Raw genomic sequence first — 18890 nt, forward strand, 5'->3', positions numbered from 1 at the left:
ACAGACGTAGAACGGGGCTTCGCCTCCAGCCGCGCCAGATCAACGACCCGCAAGCGCCTGCCAGGCCGGCGCCGTCCATCGGTAAAACTGCGCATCGGTACGCCTGGGGTTTAAGAAGCGGCGATACAGAAATCGCCGCTTCACGCATAACCCACTACCCCTATTCCTCTTGTGCCAGGAATCGTTGTGCCAACCGAACCCAGTACGTTGAGCCGATCGGCAATAGCTCGTCGTTGAAGTCGTAGCTTGCGTTATGCAGCATGCAAGGCCCGGCACCATGTCCTGAGTCCCGGTGCCCACCGTCGCCATTGCCGAGAAATGCGTAACAGCCCGGCTTCGCCAGCAACATGAACGAGAAATCCTCGGCGCCCATTGTCGGCTCGACCGCGTCATCGACATTTTCCGCGCCGACAATCTCCTTCATCACAGCCGCAGCAAAGCGAGTCTCTTTACTACTATTAACGGTCGGCGGATAGTTGCGATGGAAGTGAATATCGACCGAGCAATCGTAAGCCTCGGCCGTGCTTTCAGCGATTTTGCGCATACGCGCTTCGATCAGATCGAGCGTTTCGGTCGTAAAGGTCCGCACGGTGCCTGCCATCCAGGCGTCGTTCGGGACGACATTCATGGCGTCGCCGGTATGAATCTGGGTGATCGAGAGTACCGCGGTATCGAGCGGCTTCTTGTTTCGCGTGATGATGCTCTGCAGTCCGTTCGCGATCTGAACCGCCGTGAACACCGGATCGCGGCCGTTGTGCGGCAATGCCGCGTGCGCACCCACACCCTTGATTTCAATGCGAAATTCGTTGCTGGACGCCATGATCGGACCTTCGGTCACACCGAAGTGGCCGGCCGGCATGCCTGGCCAGTTGTGAATGCCGAAAACCGCATCGACCGGAAACTTTGTGAACAGGCCATCGTCGATCATTGCCTGTGCGCCGGCACCGCCTTCCTCCGCCGGTTGAAAGATGAACACAATCGTGCCATCAAAATCACCGTGCTTAACCAGATGCCGCGCGGCGCCGAGCAGCATCGCGGTATGTCCGTCATGGCCGCACGCGTGCATTTTGCCGTCGTTCTGCGAGCGATGGTCGAAGCTGTTTAGCTCCTGAATCGGCAACGCATCCATGTCCGCGCGCAGTCCAATCGAGCGCGATCCGTTGCCGCGCTTCAGTACACCGACTACGCCCGTCTTGCCCAATCCGCGATGAGTTTCGATGCCCCAGGACTCAAGCGTCCTGGCAACCAGATCCGCCGTTGCTGTTTCTTCGTAACGCAGTTCGGGGTGTGCATGAATCGTTCGCCGAAGGGTTTGAATTTCGCCGTGGGCGGCCTGGATTTCTGGGATCAGTTTCATGATGGAGTAGTGATGCGCTTGTGCTTTGCTTTGCGTGGAATCGCTCGGGGCCATATCGCCCGGGCACGTTGATAACCGATTCTACGCCGAAGGCATTTTTGGCGGGACCATGCAGGCGAGCAGGCAGCGGACGTAATAAAATTCGGGATTGCCCCAGCGCTTACCGCTCTCCTGGACGGATCGCCGATGAATGCCCCGACTGAATTCGCCCGCGCGGTGTGCCCGCACGATTGCCCTGATACCTGCGCGATGCGCGTGACCGTCGAAGATGGGCGAGCGATCAAGGTCGCCGGCGATCCCGATCACCCGCCGACTCAAGGCGCGCTATGTACCAAAGTCAGCCGCTATGCCGAGCGGGTGCACCATCCGCGTCGGTTGACGACACCGATGAAGCGCGTCGGCCGGAAAGGCGAAGGCCGTTTTGAACAAATTAGTTGGGACGAGGCGTTCGAGTTGGCAGCAGCACGTCTGTCGGAGATCGCGCACCGAGCGCCAGAAGCCATCATGCCGTACAGCTACGCCGGCACGATGGGGCTGGTTCAGGGCGACAGCATCGCGCAGCGGTTCTTTCACACACTCGGCGCATCGCAGTTAGACCGCACGATTTGTGCCGCCGCGGGTGCAGCGGGGCTGAAATATACCTACGGCGCCAGCCTCGGCATGCTCACCGAGTTTTTCGCCGAGAGCGCGGTCATCCTGATCTGGGGCTCGAATCCCATCGCGTCGAACCTGCACTTCTGGACACGTGCCCAGGAGGCCAAGCGCCGCGGCGCACGGCTGATCGCGATCGATCCGTACCGGTCGCTGACGGCGGAAAAATGCCACCAGCACATTGCACTGAAACCCGGAACCGACGGTGCTTTAGCGCTCGGCATGATCAACGTGTTGATCACGGAAAATCTGCTTGATCACGCCTACATTGCGGCCCACACGCTGGGCTTCGACGAACTCAAGGCGCGTGCGCTCAGCTATCCGCCGTCACGTGCCGCTCAGATTTGCGGTGTCGACGAGCAGGTGATCGTCGATCTTGCGCGCCTTTATGGCAGCACGAAAAAGGCCGCGATCCGGATGAACTATGGCCTCCAGCGGGTGCGTGGCGGCGGTAACGCCGTGCGCGCAATCGCTTGCCTGCCATCGCTGACAGGCGCATGGCGGGAGCGGGCGGGCGGTGTATTGCTGTCCTCGGGCGGATGGGCGCCGGTGGATTCGCACGCGTTGCAGCGCCCGGACCTGATGCCGGGCTGGCCGGGCAAGGTATCGCGTGTCATCAATATGAACGCGATTGGCGACGCATTGCTGCACCCGGGCGACGCTACGTTTGGCCCCAAAGTCGAAGCAATCATTGTCTATAACTCGAATCCGGTGGCGGTCGCACCCGACTCGGAGCGGGTCGCCGCAGGCTTTGCACGCGAGGACCTGTTCACGATCGTGCTCGAGCATTTTCAGACCGACACTGCAGACTATGCCGATCTGCTTCTGCCTGCCACGACGCAGCTCGAGCACCTCGACGTGCACAAGTCGTACGGGCACACACACGTCATGGTCAACCTGCCGGCGATCGCGCCAGTCGGCGATGCACGCCCGAACACGGAGATCTTTCGCGGTCTGGCGCGCCACATGGACCTGCAGGAGCCGGCGCTTTACGAAAGCGACGACGCTATCGCGCAGTCGGCATTCCGCTGGAGCGACAAAACGCTCGAAGGCGTCAGTTGGGACTCGCTAAAGAAGACCGGCTGGGCAAAGCTGAACCTGCCTGACGCGCCATTCGCCGAGGGCGGCTTTCGCACGCCGTCCGGTAAATGTGAGTTCTTCAGCGAGCGCCTCGCGCAACTAGGGCTGGATCCGTTGCCGGATTATCTGCCGCCTTACGAGTCCGCAGATGGCGCGCCCGGCCTCGCCGCCCGTTATCCGCTGGCGATGATCTCGCCGCCTGCCCGCAACTTCCTGAATAGCACCTTCGTGAACATCGAGAGCCTGCGCTCGACAGAGGGCGAGCCGCACCTGGACATCCACCCGTCCGACGCGCAGCAGCGAAACATCGCCGACGGCGATCAGGTGCGGATATTCAACGATCGCGGCTCGATGCAGGCGCGCGCCCGTGTCACCGACAAGGCACGCGAAGGGCTGGTGGTCGGTCTGTCGATCTGGTGGAAGAAGCTCGCGCCCGACGGCCGCAACGCTAACCAGGTCACCAGTCAGGCGCTTACCGATCTGGGCGGATCGGCCACGTTCTACGACTGCCTCGTCGAGGTTGAGCGCGCCTGATAACACGCTCAAAAATCTTGCAACTACGGCGCTCAAGCGGTTCGAGGCTGCAGTCTAACCCAGCCGCTTTTCGCGAATAGCCAAGGGGTGCCCATGCTACGATGCGTTTTTAGCACGACCATTCGAAAATAAAGGAGGAGACGCTGCATGGACAAAATCTGGCTGAAATCTTATCCGCCCGGCGTTCCCGCAGAGATCGACCCGACCCGCTACTCGTCCGTCGCCGAACTGCTCGAAGAAGCCTTCCGTGAGCACAGCGCCAAACCGGCGTTCGTTTGCATGGGCAAGGAGATCAGCTACGGCGAACTCGACACGCTTTCGCGCAAGCTGGCCGCGTGGTTTCAGTCAAAGGGTCTCGCCCGCGGCGCGCGCATCGCGATCATGATGCCGAACGTGCTGCAATATCCGGTCGCGATTGCGGCGATCTTGCGCGCGGGCTACGTGGTGGTGAACGTGAATCCGCTCTACACCCCGCGGGAGCTCGAGCACCAGCTCAAGGACAGCGGCGCGGAAGCGATCATTCTGCTCGAAAACTTCGCTGTCACGCTGCAGGCGATCGTGCGTAACACGTCGGTCAAGCATGTCGTCGTCGCTGCAATGGGCGATTTGATGGGCGTGAAGGGCACGCTTGTGAACTTCGTCGTGCGGCGTGTGAAGAAGATGGTGCCGGCGTGGAGCTTGCCGGGTCACGTCAAATTCAACACGGCGATTGCCGAGGGTGGCCGCCAGACTTTCAAGCCGGTCCAGCAAGGCCCGGACGACGTCGCGTTTCTACAGTACACGGGTGGCACAACCGGCGTGGCCAAGGGCGCGACGCTGCTGCATCGGAACCTGATCGCCAATGTGCTGCAGTCGGAAATCTGGCTCGATCCGGTCCGCGCCAATCGCACGGACATCGATCAGTTCATCACAGTTGTCGCGTTGCCGCTTTATCACGTCTTTGCGCTGACGGTCTGCGGGCTGCTGACGATCCGTACCGGCGGCCTCGGCGTGCTGATCCCCAATCCGCGCGATATCCCGGGCATGATCAAGGCGCTGGAAGGCTATCCGATTACGACGTTTCCCGCTGTCAACACGCTTTACAACGCGATGCTGAACAGCCCGGATTTCCACAAACTTGATTTTTCGAAGCTGATCGCGGCAAATGGCGGCGGTATGGCGGTGCAGGAAGCGGTCGCCAAGCGCTGGTTCGAGCATACGCATACGCCGATCATCGAGGGCTACGGTTTGTCTGAGACGTCGCCGTGCGTTACCTGCAATCCGGTCACCGTCACGGAATATAGCGGCACGATCGGTTTGCCGCTGCCGTCGACGGAAATCTCGATTCGCGATGATGAAGGCAACGAGGTGCCGCTTGGCCAGCCCGGCGAAATCTGCATCCGCGGCCCGCAGGTGATGGCTGGCTACTGGAACCGCCCGGACGAGACGGCTAAGGTCATGACGCCGGATGGCTTCTTTAAATCGGGCGACGTCGGTTTGATGAACGAAGACGGCTTCGTCAAGATTGTCGACCGGAAGAAGGACATGATTCTGGTCTCTGGCTTCAACGTCTATCCGAACGAAATCGAGGACGTGGTCGCCAAGCTGCCGGGCGTATTCGAAGTCGCCGCAGTCGGTGTGCCGGATCAGCATTCGGGTGAGGCGGTGAAGCTGTTCGTCGTGAAGAAGGACCAGGCGCTTACCGATGCGGACATCTTTGCGTACTGTAAAACGCAGTTGACCGGCTACAAGCGGCCAAAGATCGTCGAATTCCGGACTGAACTGCCCAAGAGTAACGTCGGCAAGATTCTGCGTCGCGAGTTGCGGGACGGCCGGGCATAAGCGCATCACGCCCGTCGGCCTGAACAGGGCCGAGACGAAGTAATCCATTGCGGGAAGAACGAGAAAGGCCCGGCAGACTTTCGTCTGCCGGGCCTTTCTCTTTGAGCCGTCGTCTCAGCGCAAACCAGCCGACAGTGCGCAGCGTGTGGCCATAAAAAAAGGCGCCCGAAGGCGCCTTTGAGGCAAACTGCTTTATTACGACTTATTAGAACTTGTGACGGATGCCGACGCGAGCTGCGAGCTGGTTCTGGTTCGACGAGCCCGACAGGCCGTTGATGCCAGCCGTTGCGGCGGTCACGCCAGTGCCTGCTTCGTTCAGCACTTCACCCAGAGCGTGTTGGTACACACCAATCACGTACACGTCGGTGCGCTTGGACAGGAAGTAGTCCACGCCAACCGAGCCTTGGTGGTACTGGGCAGTCGATGCGCCGTCGATGCTTGCGCCGCGCGTGTAGTCGTATGCAGCGCCGATCAACAATGCCGGGGTCAACTGATACTTGAAGTTGAGTTCCGCGTTGTTAAACGTAGCCGATTGACCACGAACCGTCGGCTGTGCAAACGCCACACCCAGGTTCGAGAACTTGATGTTCGAGTACGTCAGGCCAACCGTTGCGGCGCCGAACGTGTATGCACCACCCGCACCGATCACTTGGTACGTGTTAGCCGAAGTGTAGGCGCCATAGACCGGCGACGTCACTGCTGCGTTCGCTGCTGTAGTCGTGCCGCTGTTGTTGAACAGGCCACCCGAAGCTGCCGGGGTGCGTGCGTTCAAGTAGCCGACGCCCAAGACCAACGGACCGTTGTTGTAGCCAGCGCCCAACGACCAGATCTGGTTCGTCGAGATGCTGCCCGCAACGCCGCCGAAGCTGTACGTGCCGCCGAACGTCAGGCCGTTGTAGTTCGCGCTCGTGTACTTGACCGTGTTGTTGGTGCGGTACGCGTTGTTGAAGTTGTCGATGTCGCCCGGGTGAGCAGCGATGTAGCCGCCCCACTGGTCGCCGGCTTCCAGCGGACCAACATAGTCGACGACGGAGTCGTACTGACGACCCAGCGTGACCGTGCCGAACTGGCTCGACAGACCAACGTAAGCTTGACGACCGAACATCAGGCCGCCTTGACCCAGCTTGCCGGTGTTCACGTCAAAGCCGTTTTCCAACACGAAGATTGCCTTCAGACCGCCGCCCAGATCTTCCGTGCCGCGCAGGCCGAAACGCGAGCCTTGCAGAACGCCGCTGGACAGGTTGTACAGGTGCTTGCCACCCGAGTTGGTGTTGATGTTGAAGCCTTCGTCAATGATACCGTACAGGGTCACGCTGCTCTGAGCATGAGCGACGCCTGCGAATGCGCCCAGTGCTGCGAGAGCGAGAAGCGACTTTTTCATCGAATGATCTCCAAGGATTACGAATCTTTTGTACAAGGCGAATATTTGTCTAGCGTTGAGGCCTTGCTTGTCCAACTTCGCGAGAAGTTGCACGTAATGTAACAAAAGGCATACATGGCACAAAGCAAAAGGAGAGGGCCAGGACGGATCCTGTTTCGTTTACGCAACATGGTCTAGAATCAGAAATTGGCCGCCAGAATTGTTGGAATTCAGGGTCTCCGTGACGCCGGTTTTGCCCCGCAAAGCCTTGTCGCACGGACCTCGCAGTGCGGCGCGGCGGTCGTCGAATCAGGGAGTGCTGAATGTTTCTGGACGAGTTGATTAACGAGTTTGATCGGGGTTTACGCTCAATGACCGGCGTGTCGCGGATGAGTCGTCCATTGCCAGTTCCGCAAGAATCGGCGGCGGAGCCTGTCGAGCTATCGCCGGAGGAGCGTGCGCATGCGGCCGGTTTGATGCGTGTGAACCACGTCGGGGAGGTGTGCGCGCAGGCGCTTTACCAGGCTCAGAAACTTGCTACCAGGTCGCCGTCATTGCGGGCTGTGTTTAATCATGCTGCCATCGAAGAAGAGGATCATCTGGCGTGGACCGCCAAACGCCTCGAGGCGCTCGATTCGCGTCCAAGCCTGTTGAACCCGCTCTGGTATACAGGTGCGCTTGCAATCGGCCTCGCGGCAGGGCGCCTCGGTGATCGGGTGAGTCTCGGTTTCATGGCCGAAACCGAGCGCCAGGTCGAGCAGCATCTGGATAGCCATCTGGATCAGTTGCCCGCGGCAGACCGTGAGTCGCGCGCGATCGTCGAACAGATGCGCGTGGACGAGGCGGAGCACGGTAAATCCGCCATGGACGCAGGCGGCGTCGAGTTGCCGTTTCCTGCGCGTGCGTTGATGCGTGCAGTATCGAAAGTCATGACACGCACGGCCTATTACATATAAGTTCGAGACTTCTGCTCACGCACCGCCTGAGAGTGGGATGGCGCCTCGCGCGCCGTCCGCCTGAAATACCCGGAACGCCAGCAAACACCTCCCGATCCCGCTTCACGATCTCTTACATTCCGCGCCTTTCCCTCGCACTTTTCACGTATCACCTTCACAAGTTTCACTAGCTCATTCATTTATAACGGTTTTCCGTTTTATGTCTGACGTGAAGGAGTCGCGCTAAGTCCTTGTTCTAACAAACAAAATTCGCTCGAAAAGCGCGTATCTCCCTTGACCCCTGTTTAGCGTTCCTCTAAAGTGGGAGACAGTGTGAGAAAGTGTATTTTTGTGTGATCTCGCGAGTGGTTTCGGGTAGATTTTCACGAATCGGGCAGCCGGCGCAAAAACGCCGCTATGGGAGAGCGAAGTGTTCCAAGGGGCGTCGGCGCTGACGCTCGATGCGAAAGGGCGGATGTCGATCCCCTCTCGCTATCGGGATGCGCTGCAAACACAGGCAGAGGGCCGGGTGACGATCACCAAGCACCCGGACGGCTGCCTGTTGCTCTTTCCGCGCCCGGAGTGGGAGATCTTCCGCGACAAGGTCGACAAGCTGCCTATGAACGCGGCCTGGTGGAAGCGTATTTTTCTCGGCAATGCCATGGACGTCGATATGGACGGCGCGGGCCGCGTGCTCGTGTCGCCGGAATTGCGCGCGGCCGGTTCGCTGGAGAAAGAAGTGAACCTGCTCGGCATGGGTCGTCACTTTGAATTGTGGGACGCACAAATTTACGCAGCAAAGGAACAGGCAGCGATCGCCGAGGGCATGCCCGAAGCGTTAAAGAATTTCACGTTCTGATCGCGGACTACATATATGGCACCTGCGATGGGAAATGAATTGCAGCATCGCACGGTGCTGCTGGAAGAAGCGGTCAATGCGCTGGTTACACGCGCGGACGGCGTTTATGTGGACGGTACGTTCGGGCGCGGCGGTCATAGCCGTCTGGTGCTGGAGAAGCTGGGTGAAGCGGGGCGTCTGATTGCGTTCGACAAAGACCCGCTCGCTATTGCCACGGCTCAGCAGATTTCCGATCCGCGCTTTGGCATCGTGCATGAGAGTTTTGCTTCACTGCGTGACGCGATTGCGGAGCGCGGGGTAGGGCGGGTGTCGGGCGTTTTGCTGGATCTGGGTGTGTCGTCGCCGCAAGTCGACGATCCGGAGCGGGGCTTCAGCTTCCGCGCCGACGGTCCGCTCGACATGCGGATGGACCCGACGCGCGGCGAGTCTGCGGCTGACTGGCTGGCGCGGGCCACGGTGCAGGAACTGACGGAGGTGATACGAGATTATGGGGAAGAACGGTTTGCTTTTCAGATTGCAAAGGCGCTTGTTGCTCGCCGGGCAGAGTCCGACCGTCTTGGGCCTCTCGTCAGCACGGGCGAGCTTGCCCAAATCGTGGCTAACGTCGTCAAAACCCGTGAGAAGGGCAAGGATCCGGCAACCCGCACCTTTCAAGCTATACGGATTCACATCAATCAAGAGCTTGCGGAGCTGCAAGTCGTTTTAGAAGCAGCGTTGTCGCTGTTGGAGCAAGGGGGGCGGCTGGTGGTCATCAGCTTTCATTCGCTCGAGGACCGGATCGTCAAGCGATTCATGCAGGCGCACGCCAGTACGCCTGCGGTGGACCGCCGTCTGCCGATCCGTGCAGTCGACCTGCCGAGCCCTCCGCTCAAAATCATCGGCCGCGTGTTCGCAAGCGACGCTGAAGTCGCCGCGAACCCGCGCGCCCGTTCTGCCGTGATGCGTGTGGCGGAGCGGATCGCACCATGAATCGCCTCAATATCTTCCTGCTGATGATCGTGATGGGTTGTGCTTTGTCTGTCGTCAACGCAACCAATCAGCAGCGTCAGATCTTTATTCAGTTGCAGCGCGCGCAGTCGCAGGAGCACCAGCTGCAGCAGGATTATTCGCAGCTTCAATATCAGCAGAGCGCGTTGTCGAAGACGTCGCGCATCGAGCAGATCGCCACTGATTCTCTGAAGATGCAATCGGTTACGACCGGGCGCACCCAGTACCTGACGCTCGACCCGGGCGCCGCCAAGGCTGAGGACGCGCCGATCCCGACTTCCGGCCCGGCCTCGGCGCCGGTTGCGACCCGCCGCGGAGGCGTGCGATGAAAAAATCGTCGACTCGCAAAAGCGTCGCCTTTTCGGCGAACCCGATTCTGTCGGTGCGACTGCCCATGTGGCGCTCGAAACTCGTCGTGTTCATGCTGTTCATGGCGTTTGTCGCGCTGGCCGGGCGCGCCTTCTGGATTCAGGGACCGGGCAACGCCTTCTATCAGAAGCAGGGCGAGATCCGCTATCAGCGCCGGCTCGAACTGCCGGCCACGCGCGGCAAGATTCTCGACCGCAACGGTCTCGTGCTCGCCACGAGTCTGCCGGTGCGCGCCATCTGGGCGATTCCCGACTCAGTGCCGGACGACCTGGGCGCCGACAAGCTGAACCAGCTCGGCAAGCTGCTCGACATGACGAACAAGGAGCTGCGCGCCAAGCTGTCGGAAGACAAGAACTTCGTCTATGTGAAGCGCCAGGTGCCGGTCGACGTCGCCGCGCAAGTGACCGCGCTGGATATCCCGGGGATTTACGCGCGCGACGAGTACAAGCGCTTCTATCCGGAAGGCGAGATCACGGCTCACCTGATCGGCTTCACCAATGTGGAAGACGAAGGCCAGGAAGGCGTCGAACTCGGCGACCAGAAGTTGCTCGCCGGCATGTCGGGCAGTCGCCGCGTCATTAAAGACCGCATGGGCCACATCATCGAAGATGTGGACGAGCAGGTCGTGCCGCACAACGGCCAGGACGTCGATCTCTCGATCGACAGCAAGATCCAGTACATCGCGTACACGAACCTGAAAGCGGCCGTCGAGAAATTCAAGGCGAAAGCGGGCGCGGCGATGGTGATCGACGTGCGCACGGGCGAAGTGCTGGCGCTCGTCAATTACCCCACGTACAACCCGAACGACCGTTCGCACCTGACTGGCGATCAACTGCGCAACCGCATCCTGACGGACACCTTCGAGCCGGGCTCGATCATGAAACCGTTCACGATCTCGCTGGCACTCGACCTGCACCGCGTGACGCCGACTACACTGGTTGATACAGGCGGCGGCCGTTTCGTGCTCGACGGCGCGCCGATTACCGACGACAGCGCGTTCGGCGTGCTGACGGTGGGCGGCGTGATCCAGAAGTCGAGCAACATCGGCGCGACGAAGATCGCCATGCAGCTCAAGCCCGAAGAGATGTGGAACATGTACACCAGCATCGGTCTCGGCCAGGCGCCGAAGGTCGGCTTCCCGGGCGCGGCGGCGGGCCGTCTGCGGCCGTGGAAGAGCTGGCGCCGCATCGAACAGGCGACCATGTCGTACGGCTACGGCTTGTCGGTGTCGCTGTTCCAGTTGGGCCGTGCGTACACCGCGATCGCGCATGACGGCGAGATCATGCCGGTATCGATTTTCCGCACGTCTAGCGACCAGCCGGCAACGGGACCGCAAATTTTCGCGCCCACCACCGCTCGCGAAGTGCGCGCGATGCTCGAAACCGTCACGGCGCCGGGCGGCACGTCGCCTGACGCGGCTGTGCCGGGCTATCGCGTTGGCGGCAAGAGCGGTACGGCATACAAGCACGGCGCTCACGGCTACGACCACTCCAAGTACCGCGCTTCGTTCGTCGGCATGGCGCCGATGCCGAATCCGCGCATCGTCGTTGCCGTATCGGTCGACGAACCGACGGCGGGTAGCCACTTCGGCGGTCAGGTGTCCGGCCCGGTGTTCTCGGCGATCGTCGGCGATACGCTGCGTTCGCTGAATGTGCCGCCGGATATGCCCGTCAAACAGATGGTCGTGTCGGACGATTCGGCGCCTGTCGCGCCGAGCGCACCGCCCTCGCCCGCAACGGTCAAGAAACTCTCCACCAGTACTGGCGCGAAGAAGATGACGATCTCGGCCAACGCGAACAGCCATCCTGGAGTGGTGCGATGAGCGCGCTGCGTAAGAAGCATCCAGCGCACCGGCACATTGCCGACGCGCTCAGCTGGCTGCACGCTCGCGTGCAGCCAGGCGCGCATCTGCACGCCGATACGCGCTCGCTTGCGGCGGCCGACGCGTTTTTCGCCTATGCGGTCGACGGCGCGGACAACCGCCCGTTCATCGACGGCGCGATCGAGCGTGGCGCGGCAGCCGTGCTGGTTCAGCCCGAAGGCTTTAGCGGCGTGATCGATCCGTCCACGACGCTGGCCGTGCCGGCGTTGAACGAACTCGCTGGTTCGATTGCGAGCGCCTGGTATAACGATCCGAGCGACGGCATGCTGGCGATCGGCGTCACCGGTACGAACGGCAAGACCTCCTGCAGCCAATGGATCTCGGCGGCGTTGACCGCGCTCGGCAAGCGTTGCGCGATCATCGGTACGCTCGGCACCGGTCTGCCGGGCCAACTCGTACACACGGGCTTCACGACGCCCGACGCGCCTCAACTGCAACGCAGTCTCGCGCAATTGCGCGACGCCGGCGCGCAAGCGGTGGCGATGGAAGTGTCGTCGCACGCGCTGCATCAAGGCCGCGTGAATGGCACGGCGTTCGACATCGCGGTGTTTACGAATCTCACGCAAGATCACCTCGACTATCACGGCACGTTCGAAGCGTACGAAGCCGCCAAGGCGCGTCTGTTCGCCTGGCCGGAATTGCGCGCTGCGGTGATCAATCGCGACGATACCGCTGGCCGTCGCTTGCTCGCCAGCACGCAAGGCCACGCCCGCACGATTGCGTACGGTCTCGAAGAGACGCTGAAGGACGCGTCGGGTGCCGGTGCGCCGCAAGCCGACGCGTGGTTGCTCGCGTCGAACGTGCGTGCCACGGCGACAGGTACCGCGTTTCACCTGGCCACGTCCGACTGGGGCAACGCCGAAGTCGAAGTGCAAACGCTCGGCGCATTCAACGTCAGCAATCTGCTCGGTGTACTCGGTGCCTTGCTCGCCGCCGACGTGCCGTTCGACGCGGCGCTAGCCGAACTCGCGAAGCTCGAGCCGGTGAACGGCCGCATGCAACGCCTCGGCGGCCGCCTGCAGAACGACGAGCCGCTCGTCGTGATCGACTATGCCCACACGCCGGACGCGCTGGAAAAGACCCTCGAAGCACTGCGCCCGATGGCGACCGCGCGGGGTGGTGAGCTGATCTGCATGTTCGGTTGCGGTGGCGACCGTGACACCACCAAGCGTCCGCTGATGGGCGCGATCGCCGAGAAGCTCGCGGACGGCGTCGTCGTGACGAGCGACAACCCGCGCAGCGAAGATCCGCAGTCGATCATCGAGCAGATCGCCGCAGGCATGAAAGACACGTCGAAGGCGCGTCGCATCGAGGACCGCGCGAGCGCGATCCTGCAGGCGATCCGCAGCGCCGCGCGCGAAGACGTCATCGTGCTGGCCGGCAAGGGGCATGAAGCAACACAGGAAATCATGGGTAAGAAACGCGCTTTCTCCGATCAGGATCACGCTCGCCTTGCGCTCGCCGCACGGGCGACGCACGCACGCGGAGGTGGCGAATGAACGGGCGGCGTACCGCGATGTTCTCGCTGCGTGAAGCCGCCGCGCTGATCCCCGGCGCAACCGTGCTGGGTGACGATAGCGTCACGTTCGAACGCGTGTCGACCGATAGCCGTAGCGCCGGTCCGCGCGATCTGTTCGTCGCGATCAAGGGTGACCGTTTCGACGCGCACGACTTCCTGCCGGACGTGGCGTCACGCAACGTCACGGCAGCGCTGGTGACGCGTACGCCTGACGGCTGGCTTGTGCCCGCTTTGCGCGTGGCCGATACGCGTGTCGCGCTCGGTGCACTTGCGCGCGGCTGGCGGCGTAAATTCAGCACGCCGCTCGTCGCCGTGACGGGCAGCAATGGCAAGACGACGGTCAAGGAAATGATCGCGTCGATCTTCGCCGCTGCGGTTGGCGCGGACGGACGCCTCGCGACTGCCGGCAACTTCAACAACGATATCGGCTTGCCGCTCACGCTGTTCCGTCTGCACGCCGCGCATCAACTCGCGGTGGTCGAGCTCGGCATGAACCATCCGGGCGAAACCTCGTTGCTCGCGAAGATCGCCGAGCCGACGGTCGCGGTGGTGAACAACGCGCAGCGCGAGCATCAGGAATTCATGGCGACGGTCGAAGCCGTCGCGCTCGAACATGCCAGCGTGATTCACGCGCTCACGCCAGAAGGTGTCGCGGTGTTTCCGGCTAACGATGCTTACGCGAGCATCTGGCGCGTCGCGGCAACCGGCAACCGCATCATCGACTTCGCTTTGAACACCGCCGAGCGCGTGACCGAAGCCGCCGTAACCGGCACGTTCACGGGCAATGTTCTGAGCATCGACACGCCTGAAGGCCACGTCGATGTAACGCTGCAAGTACTGGGCGATCACAACGCGCACAACGCGCTGGCCGCGACTTCGGCCGCGCTTGCCGCGGGCGTGTCGCTCGACGCGATCAAGCGCGGCCTCGAATCGTTTGGCGCCGTGAAAGGCCGCTTGCAGGTGAAGCGCGCAGCGCTCGGCACACTCGCCGGCGCAACGGTGATCGACGACACCTACAACGCGAATCCCGACTCGATGCGCGCGGCGATCGACGTGCTCGCGTCGCGCGAATCGCCGCGCGTGCTGGTGATGGGCGACATGGGCGAAGTCGGCGACAACGGCCCGGCGTTTCACCGGGAAATCGGTGCCTACGCAAAAGAACGCGGCATCGACGTGCTGTACGCCTTGGGCGACGCTTCGCGCGACGCCTGCAGCGCATATGGCGCGGGCGCGCATCACGTCGCCGATGTCGGCACGCTGGTCGCGCAATTGGAGCAGGCCGGGTTCGGCGCTGCTGCAACGCTTCTCGTGAAAGGCTCGCGTTTCATGCAAATGGAACGCGTGGTGGACGCCGTAACGAGTCCACAACCCAACGCGGCGGGCAGTACGCCCGCTGCACATTGAAATAGAAGGACCGAAGCATGCTACTGGCGCTGGCGCAATGGCTGCAGAATGACGCAAGCTTCTTGCGCGTGTTCAGTTATCTGACTTTCCGTGCGGTGATGGCTACCATCACCGCGCTGCTGATCGGGCTCGTCTGTGGCCCGGCGGTGATCCGCAAGCTGACCGCGATGAAGGTCGGCCAGGCCGTTCGTAAAGACGGTCCGCAATCGCACCTCGTCAAGTCCGGTACGCCGACCATGGGCGGCGTGCTGATTCTGCTCGGCATTGCCGTGGCGACGTTGCTGTGGGCCGATCTGACCAACCGCTTCATCTGGATCGTGATGCTCGTCACGTTCGGCTTCGGCGTGATCGGCTGGGTCGACGATTACCGCAAAGTGGTCTACAAAGACCCGCGCGGGATGTCGTCGCGCGAAAAGTATTTCTGGCAGTCGGTGATCGGTTTATTCGCTGCGGTGTACCTGGCGTTCAGCGTCTCGGAAGCGAACAACGTGCGCGTGTTCGACCTGTTCATGGCGTGGGTACGCAGCGGTTTGTCGATGGGCTTGCCTGCGCGCGCCGATCTGTTGCTGCCGTTCGTCAAGTCGATCAGCTATCCGCTCGGTGTATGGGGCTTCATCGTGTTGACGTATCTGGTGATTGTCGGCGCGAGCAATGCGGTCAATCTCACCGACGGTCTCGACGGCCTCGTGATCATGCCGGTTGTGCTGGTCGGCGCATCGCTCGGCGTGTTCGCTTATGTGATGGGTAGCTCGGTCTATTCGAAGTACCTGCTGTTTCCGCATATCGCCGGTGCGGGCGAGTTGCTGATTTTCTGTTCGGCGATGGGTGGGGCAGGGCTCGCGTTCCTCTGGTTCAACACGCACCCGGCGCAGATGTTCATGGGCGACGTCGGTGCATTGGCGCTGGGCGGCGCGCTCGGTACGGTCGCGGTGATCGTGCGTCAGGAAATCGTGCTCTTCATCATGGGCGGCATTTTCGTCGCCGAGACGCTCTCCGTGATGTTGCAGGTCACGTGGTTCAAGTTCACCAAGCGCCGCTTTGGCGAAGGGCGCCGTCTCTTCAAGATGGCGCCGCTGCATCACCATTTCGAATTGTCGGGTTGGAAAGAAACGCAGGTGGTCGTGCGTTTCTGGATCATCACGCTGATGTTGTGTCTGTTTGGTTTGTCCACGCTCAAGTTGCGTTAAGTCGTATTTAGGGGAAGCAGGCGATGTTTGGCGAGAAGTTTCGGGATCGGCAAAAGCCGATGGTGCTCGTGCTGGGACTAGGTGAATCCGGTCTCGCGATGGCGCGCTGGTGCGCGCGGCACGGCTGTCGGCTGCGTGTGGCCGATACGCGCGAGGTGCCGCCGAACCTGTCCGCGCTGGAAGCGCACAGCATTGATGCTGACTTCGTCGGCGGCCCGTTTTCGCTCTCGTTGCTCGAAGGCGTTGAACTCGTGGCGATCAGCCCGGGTTTGTCGCCGCTCGCCGCCGACTTGTTGCCGCTGATCACGGCAGCGCGTGAGCAGGACATCCCTGTCTGGGGCGAACTCGAATTCTTTGCGCAAGCGCTGAAGACGCTAGGCGAAAGCGGCTATACGCCGAAGGTGATCGCGATCACCGGCACCAACGGCAAGACCACGACGACCAGCCTGACCGGTCTCTTGTGCGAACGCGCGGGGAAGAAGGTCGCGGTGGCGGGCAACATCAGCCCGGCCGCGCTGGACAAGCTTAGCGAAGCGATCGACAACACCGCGTTGCCCGACGTGTGGGTACTGGAACTGTCGAGCTTCCAGCTGGAAACCGCCCATACGTTTACGCCGGATGCCGCGGTCGTGTTGAACATCACGCAAGATCACCTGGATTGGCACGGCGGCCTTGATGCGTACGCCGCTGCGAAGGGCCGCATCTTTGGTACACACACCGTGCGTGTGCTGAATCGCGATGACGCTCGCGTGATGGCACTTGCGCCGCCCGCTGACAGCGAAGCAGCAATGGTCACATTCGGCGTCACCGAGCCGAAGACCGACGGCGACTATGGTCTGCTGCGCGACAACGGCATGATCTGGCTGGTCGAAGCGCACGATCGCGATGCCAGCGACGAACCGGCACCGACGCGCCGTCGCAAGAACGAAGTGGTGGCGCCGAAGAATATCGCGCTCAAACGCCTGATGCCGGCGGACGCATTGCGTATCCGCGGCTTGCACAACGCCGCGAACGCGCTGGCCGCGTATGCGTTGGCTCGCGCGATCGGTCTGCCGGGCGCGCCGCTGCTGCACGGCCTGCGTGAATACCGTGGCGAGCCGCATCGCGTGGAATTGATCGCGTCGATTGAAGGCGTCGATTACGTCGACGACAGCAAGGGCACCAATGTCGGCGCGACGGTTGCTGCGCTCGATGGCCTCGCGCAGCGCGCGGTGCTGATCGCCGGCGGCGACGGCAAGGGCCAGGATTTTGAACCGCTCGCCGAACCGGTGATGCGCTGGTGCCGCGCCGTGATGCTGATCGGTCGCGATGCACCGCAGATTCGCGCCGCGCTGGAAGACACCGGTATCGCGATGACCGACCACGCGACGCTCGAAGAAGCGACGCGGGCCGCCACTGCATTGGCGCAACCTGGGGACGCCGTCCTGCTCTCGCCGGCTTGCGCGAGCTTCGACATGTTCAAGGGTTATGCACATCGCGCGGCGGTGTTTCGCAGCACGGTGGAAGACATTGCGGCCGAACGGGGGACGATGATATGAGCTGGTCCGAACGCTTCGGTTCGCGCCTTGCCGGCTCCCGTGCAGGCGATGGCGACACAAGCAGCGCGGGTAGCGCGGGCCGCACCTCCGGCCGCACTGGCGGCAGTGGTCTCGCGAGCGCCGTGAATGGCGTGCGTCCGCTGCGCTCGCGGATGCTTGACTACGATCACTCGTTGCTATGGGTCGTCGTCGCATTGCTCGGCCTCGGCGTCGTGATGGTGTATTCGGCGTCGATCGCGATGCCCGATTCGCCGAAGTACGCCTCGTACCGGGATTACGCATTCCTCGTGCGCCAGATCATTTTCGTGGTGATGGGCGCGGTGATCGGCGTCGTGTCTTTCCGCATTCCGATCTCGACGTGGGATAAGTACGCGCCCAAGCTCTTCCTGATTTCGCTGGCCGCGCTGGTGATCGTGCTGATTCCGCACATCGGTAAGGGCGTGAACGGTGCGCGTCGCTGGATTCCGCTCGGCATCACGAACATGCAGCCGTCGGAAATCATGAAGCTGGCCGTGACGATTTACGCGGCGAACTACACGGTGCGCAAGCAGGAATACATGCACAGCTTCGCCAAGGGCTTTCTGCCGATGGCGGTTGCGGTGGGTCTCGTCGGCGCATTGCTGCTGCTCGAGCCGGACATGGGCGCGTTCATGGTGATCGCCGCGATCGCGATGGGTGTGCTGTTCCTCGGTGGCGTGAACGGCAAGCTGTTCGGCGGCCTGGTGGCTACCGCGGTCGGCACGTTCAGTTTGCTGGTGTGGGCGTCGCCGTGGCGTCGTGAGCGGATCTTCGCTTACCTCGATCCGTGGGACGACCGTTACGCGCAGGGCAAGGCTTATCAATTGACGCACTCGCTGATCGCTTTCGGGCGCGGCGAATGGTTCGGCGTGGGCCTGGGCGGCAGCGTCGAGAAGCTTAACTATCTGCCGGAAGCGCATACCGACTTCATCCTCGCGGTGATTGGCGAGGAGCTCGGTTTCGTCGGCGTCCTGGTCGTGATCCTGATGTTCTACTGGATCGTGCGCCGCTCGTTCGAGATCGGCCGTCAGGCACTCGCACTCGATCGCACGTTCGCAGGGTTGGTCGCGAAGGGCATCGGTATCTGGTTTGGCGCGCAGACCTTCATCAATATGGGCGTGAATCTTGGCTTGCTGCCGACCAAAGGCTTGACGTTGCCGCTCGTGAGCTACGGCGGTTCGGGCATCTTGCTGAACTGCGTGGCGGTGGCGGTGTTGATGCGCGTGGATTATGAAAATCGTGTGCTGATGCGTGGGGGGAAGGTATGACCCCCATGCAGCAGCGCACGATTTCGGCGAAGGCTAACTTCGTGCGCAAAGCGCGCGAAGTTAAGCGCAGCGGCCGGAGCCAAAACGAGTTTTCTTTCCTGCTGATGCGTGGGGGCAAGGT

The 18890-nt window shown here is 61.9% G+C and carries 14 protein-coding genes; 12 read left to right on the forward strand and 2 right to left on the reverse strand.

What is annotated here, in order from left to right:
• Positions 1-160 precede the first annotated feature (160 nt).
• The gene (locus PQQ96_RS26070) at positions 161-1357 is read right to left on the reverse strand and encodes a M20 aminoacylase family protein (RefSeq protein WP_408298040.1); all 1197 of its coding nucleotides are present in this window, start codon (positions 1355-1357) and stop codon (positions 161-163) included.
• 186 nt (positions 1358-1543) lie between these two features.
• Here PQQ96_RS26070 and PQQ96_RS26075 point away from each other — a divergent pair, with 186 nt between their 5' ends.
• Together PQQ96_RS26075 and PQQ96_RS26080 are read left to right on the forward strand one after the other, a co-directional pair.
• Positions 1544-3622, forward strand: a complete 2079-nt coding sequence (locus PQQ96_RS26075) for a molybdopterin-containing oxidoreductase family protein (RefSeq protein WP_408298042.1) — start codon at positions 1544-1546, stop codon at positions 3620-3622.
• Positions 3623-3769: 147 nt separating this feature from the next.
• Positions 3770-5443, forward strand: a complete 1674-nt coding sequence (locus PQQ96_RS26080; RefSeq protein WP_408298044.1) for a long-chain fatty acid--CoA ligase — start codon at positions 3770-3772, stop codon at positions 5441-5443.
• A 205-nt stretch (positions 5444-5648) separates the two neighbouring features.
• Here PQQ96_RS26080 and PQQ96_RS26085 read toward each other — a convergent pair whose 3' ends face one another.
• Positions 5649-6824, reverse strand: coding sequence for a porin (locus PQQ96_RS26085; protein WP_408298046.1), 1176 nt, complete (start codon positions 6822-6824; stop codon positions 5649-5651).
• Positions 6825-7126: 302 nt separating this feature from the next.
• Here PQQ96_RS26085 and coq7 point away from each other — a divergent pair, with 302 nt between their 5' ends.
• From coq7 to ftsW, 10 genes are all read left to right on the forward strand, one after another.
• The gene (coq7, locus tag PQQ96_RS26090) at positions 7127-7759 is read left to right on the forward strand and encodes a 2-polyprenyl-3-methyl-6-methoxy-1,4-benzoquinone monooxygenase (protein ID WP_408298048.1); all 633 of its coding nucleotides are present in this window, start codon (positions 7127-7129) and stop codon (positions 7757-7759) included.
• A 409-nt stretch (positions 7760-8168) separates the two neighbouring features.
• Positions 8169-8597 carry a division/cell wall cluster transcriptional repressor MraZ gene (gene mraZ, locus PQQ96_RS26095; RefSeq protein ID WP_025647927.1) on the forward strand — a complete coding sequence of 143 codons (429 nt, stop codon included), beginning with the start codon at positions 8169-8171 and terminating at the stop codon, positions 8595-8597.
• Positions 8598-8612: 15 nt separating this feature from the next.
• Positions 8613-9566 (forward strand): 16S rRNA (cytosine(1402)-N(4))-methyltransferase RsmH, encoded by a 954-nt coding sequence (rsmH, locus tag PQQ96_RS26100; RefSeq protein ID WP_408298050.1) that lies wholly within the window; start codon positions 8613-8615, stop codon positions 9564-9566.
• A complete protein-coding gene (gene ftsL, locus PQQ96_RS26105) occupies positions 9563-9913 on the forward strand; it encodes a cell division protein FtsL (RefSeq protein WP_074282108.1) in 351 nt (116 codons plus the stop codon). The genes rsmH and ftsL overlap by 4 nt, the downstream gene beginning before the upstream one ends.
• Positions 9910-11775, forward strand: a complete 1866-nt coding sequence (locus PQQ96_RS26110) for a peptidoglycan D,D-transpeptidase FtsI family protein (protein ID WP_408298053.1) — start codon at positions 9910-9912, stop codon at positions 11773-11775. Before ftsL ends, PQQ96_RS26110 begins: the two co-directional genes overlap by 4 nt.
• Positions 11772-13334 carry a UDP-N-acetylmuramoyl-L-alanyl-D-glutamate--2,6-diaminopimelate ligase gene (locus tag PQQ96_RS26115; RefSeq protein WP_408298055.1) on the forward strand — a complete coding sequence of 521 codons (1563 nt, stop codon included), beginning with the start codon at positions 11772-11774 and terminating at the stop codon, positions 13332-13334. The genes PQQ96_RS26110 and PQQ96_RS26115 overlap by 4 nt, the downstream gene beginning before the upstream one ends.
• A complete protein-coding gene (locus PQQ96_RS26120; protein WP_408298056.1) occupies positions 13331-14758 on the forward strand; it encodes a UDP-N-acetylmuramoyl-tripeptide--D-alanyl-D-alanine ligase in 1428 nt (475 codons plus the stop codon). Before PQQ96_RS26115 ends, PQQ96_RS26120 begins: the two co-directional genes overlap by 4 nt.
• A 17-nt stretch (positions 14759-14775) precedes the next feature.
• Positions 14776-15945 carry a phospho-N-acetylmuramoyl-pentapeptide-transferase gene (gene mraY, locus PQQ96_RS26125; protein ID WP_408298058.1) on the forward strand — a complete coding sequence of 390 codons (1170 nt, stop codon included), beginning with the start codon at positions 14776-14778 and terminating at the stop codon, positions 15943-15945.
• A gap of 23 nt (positions 15946-15968) precedes the next feature.
• Positions 15969-17483: a UDP-N-acetylmuramoyl-L-alanine--D-glutamate ligase gene (gene murD, locus PQQ96_RS26130; protein ID WP_408298060.1), complete on the forward strand. Its 1515-nt coding sequence runs from the start codon at positions 15969-15971 to the stop codon at positions 17481-17483.
• Complete coding sequence (ftsW, locus tag PQQ96_RS26135) at positions 17480-18769, forward strand: putative lipid II flippase FtsW (protein ID WP_408298062.1); 1290 nt, start codon at positions 17480-17482, stop codon at positions 18767-18769. The genes murD and ftsW overlap by 4 nt, the downstream gene beginning before the upstream one ends.
• Positions 18770-18890: the final 121 nt, after the last annotated feature.

Source organism: Paraburkholderia sediminicola (genome assembly GCF_046027825.1).
Taxonomy (GTDB): domain Bacteria; phylum Pseudomonadota; class Gammaproteobacteria; order Burkholderiales; family Burkholderiaceae; genus Paraburkholderia; species Paraburkholderia sediminicola_D.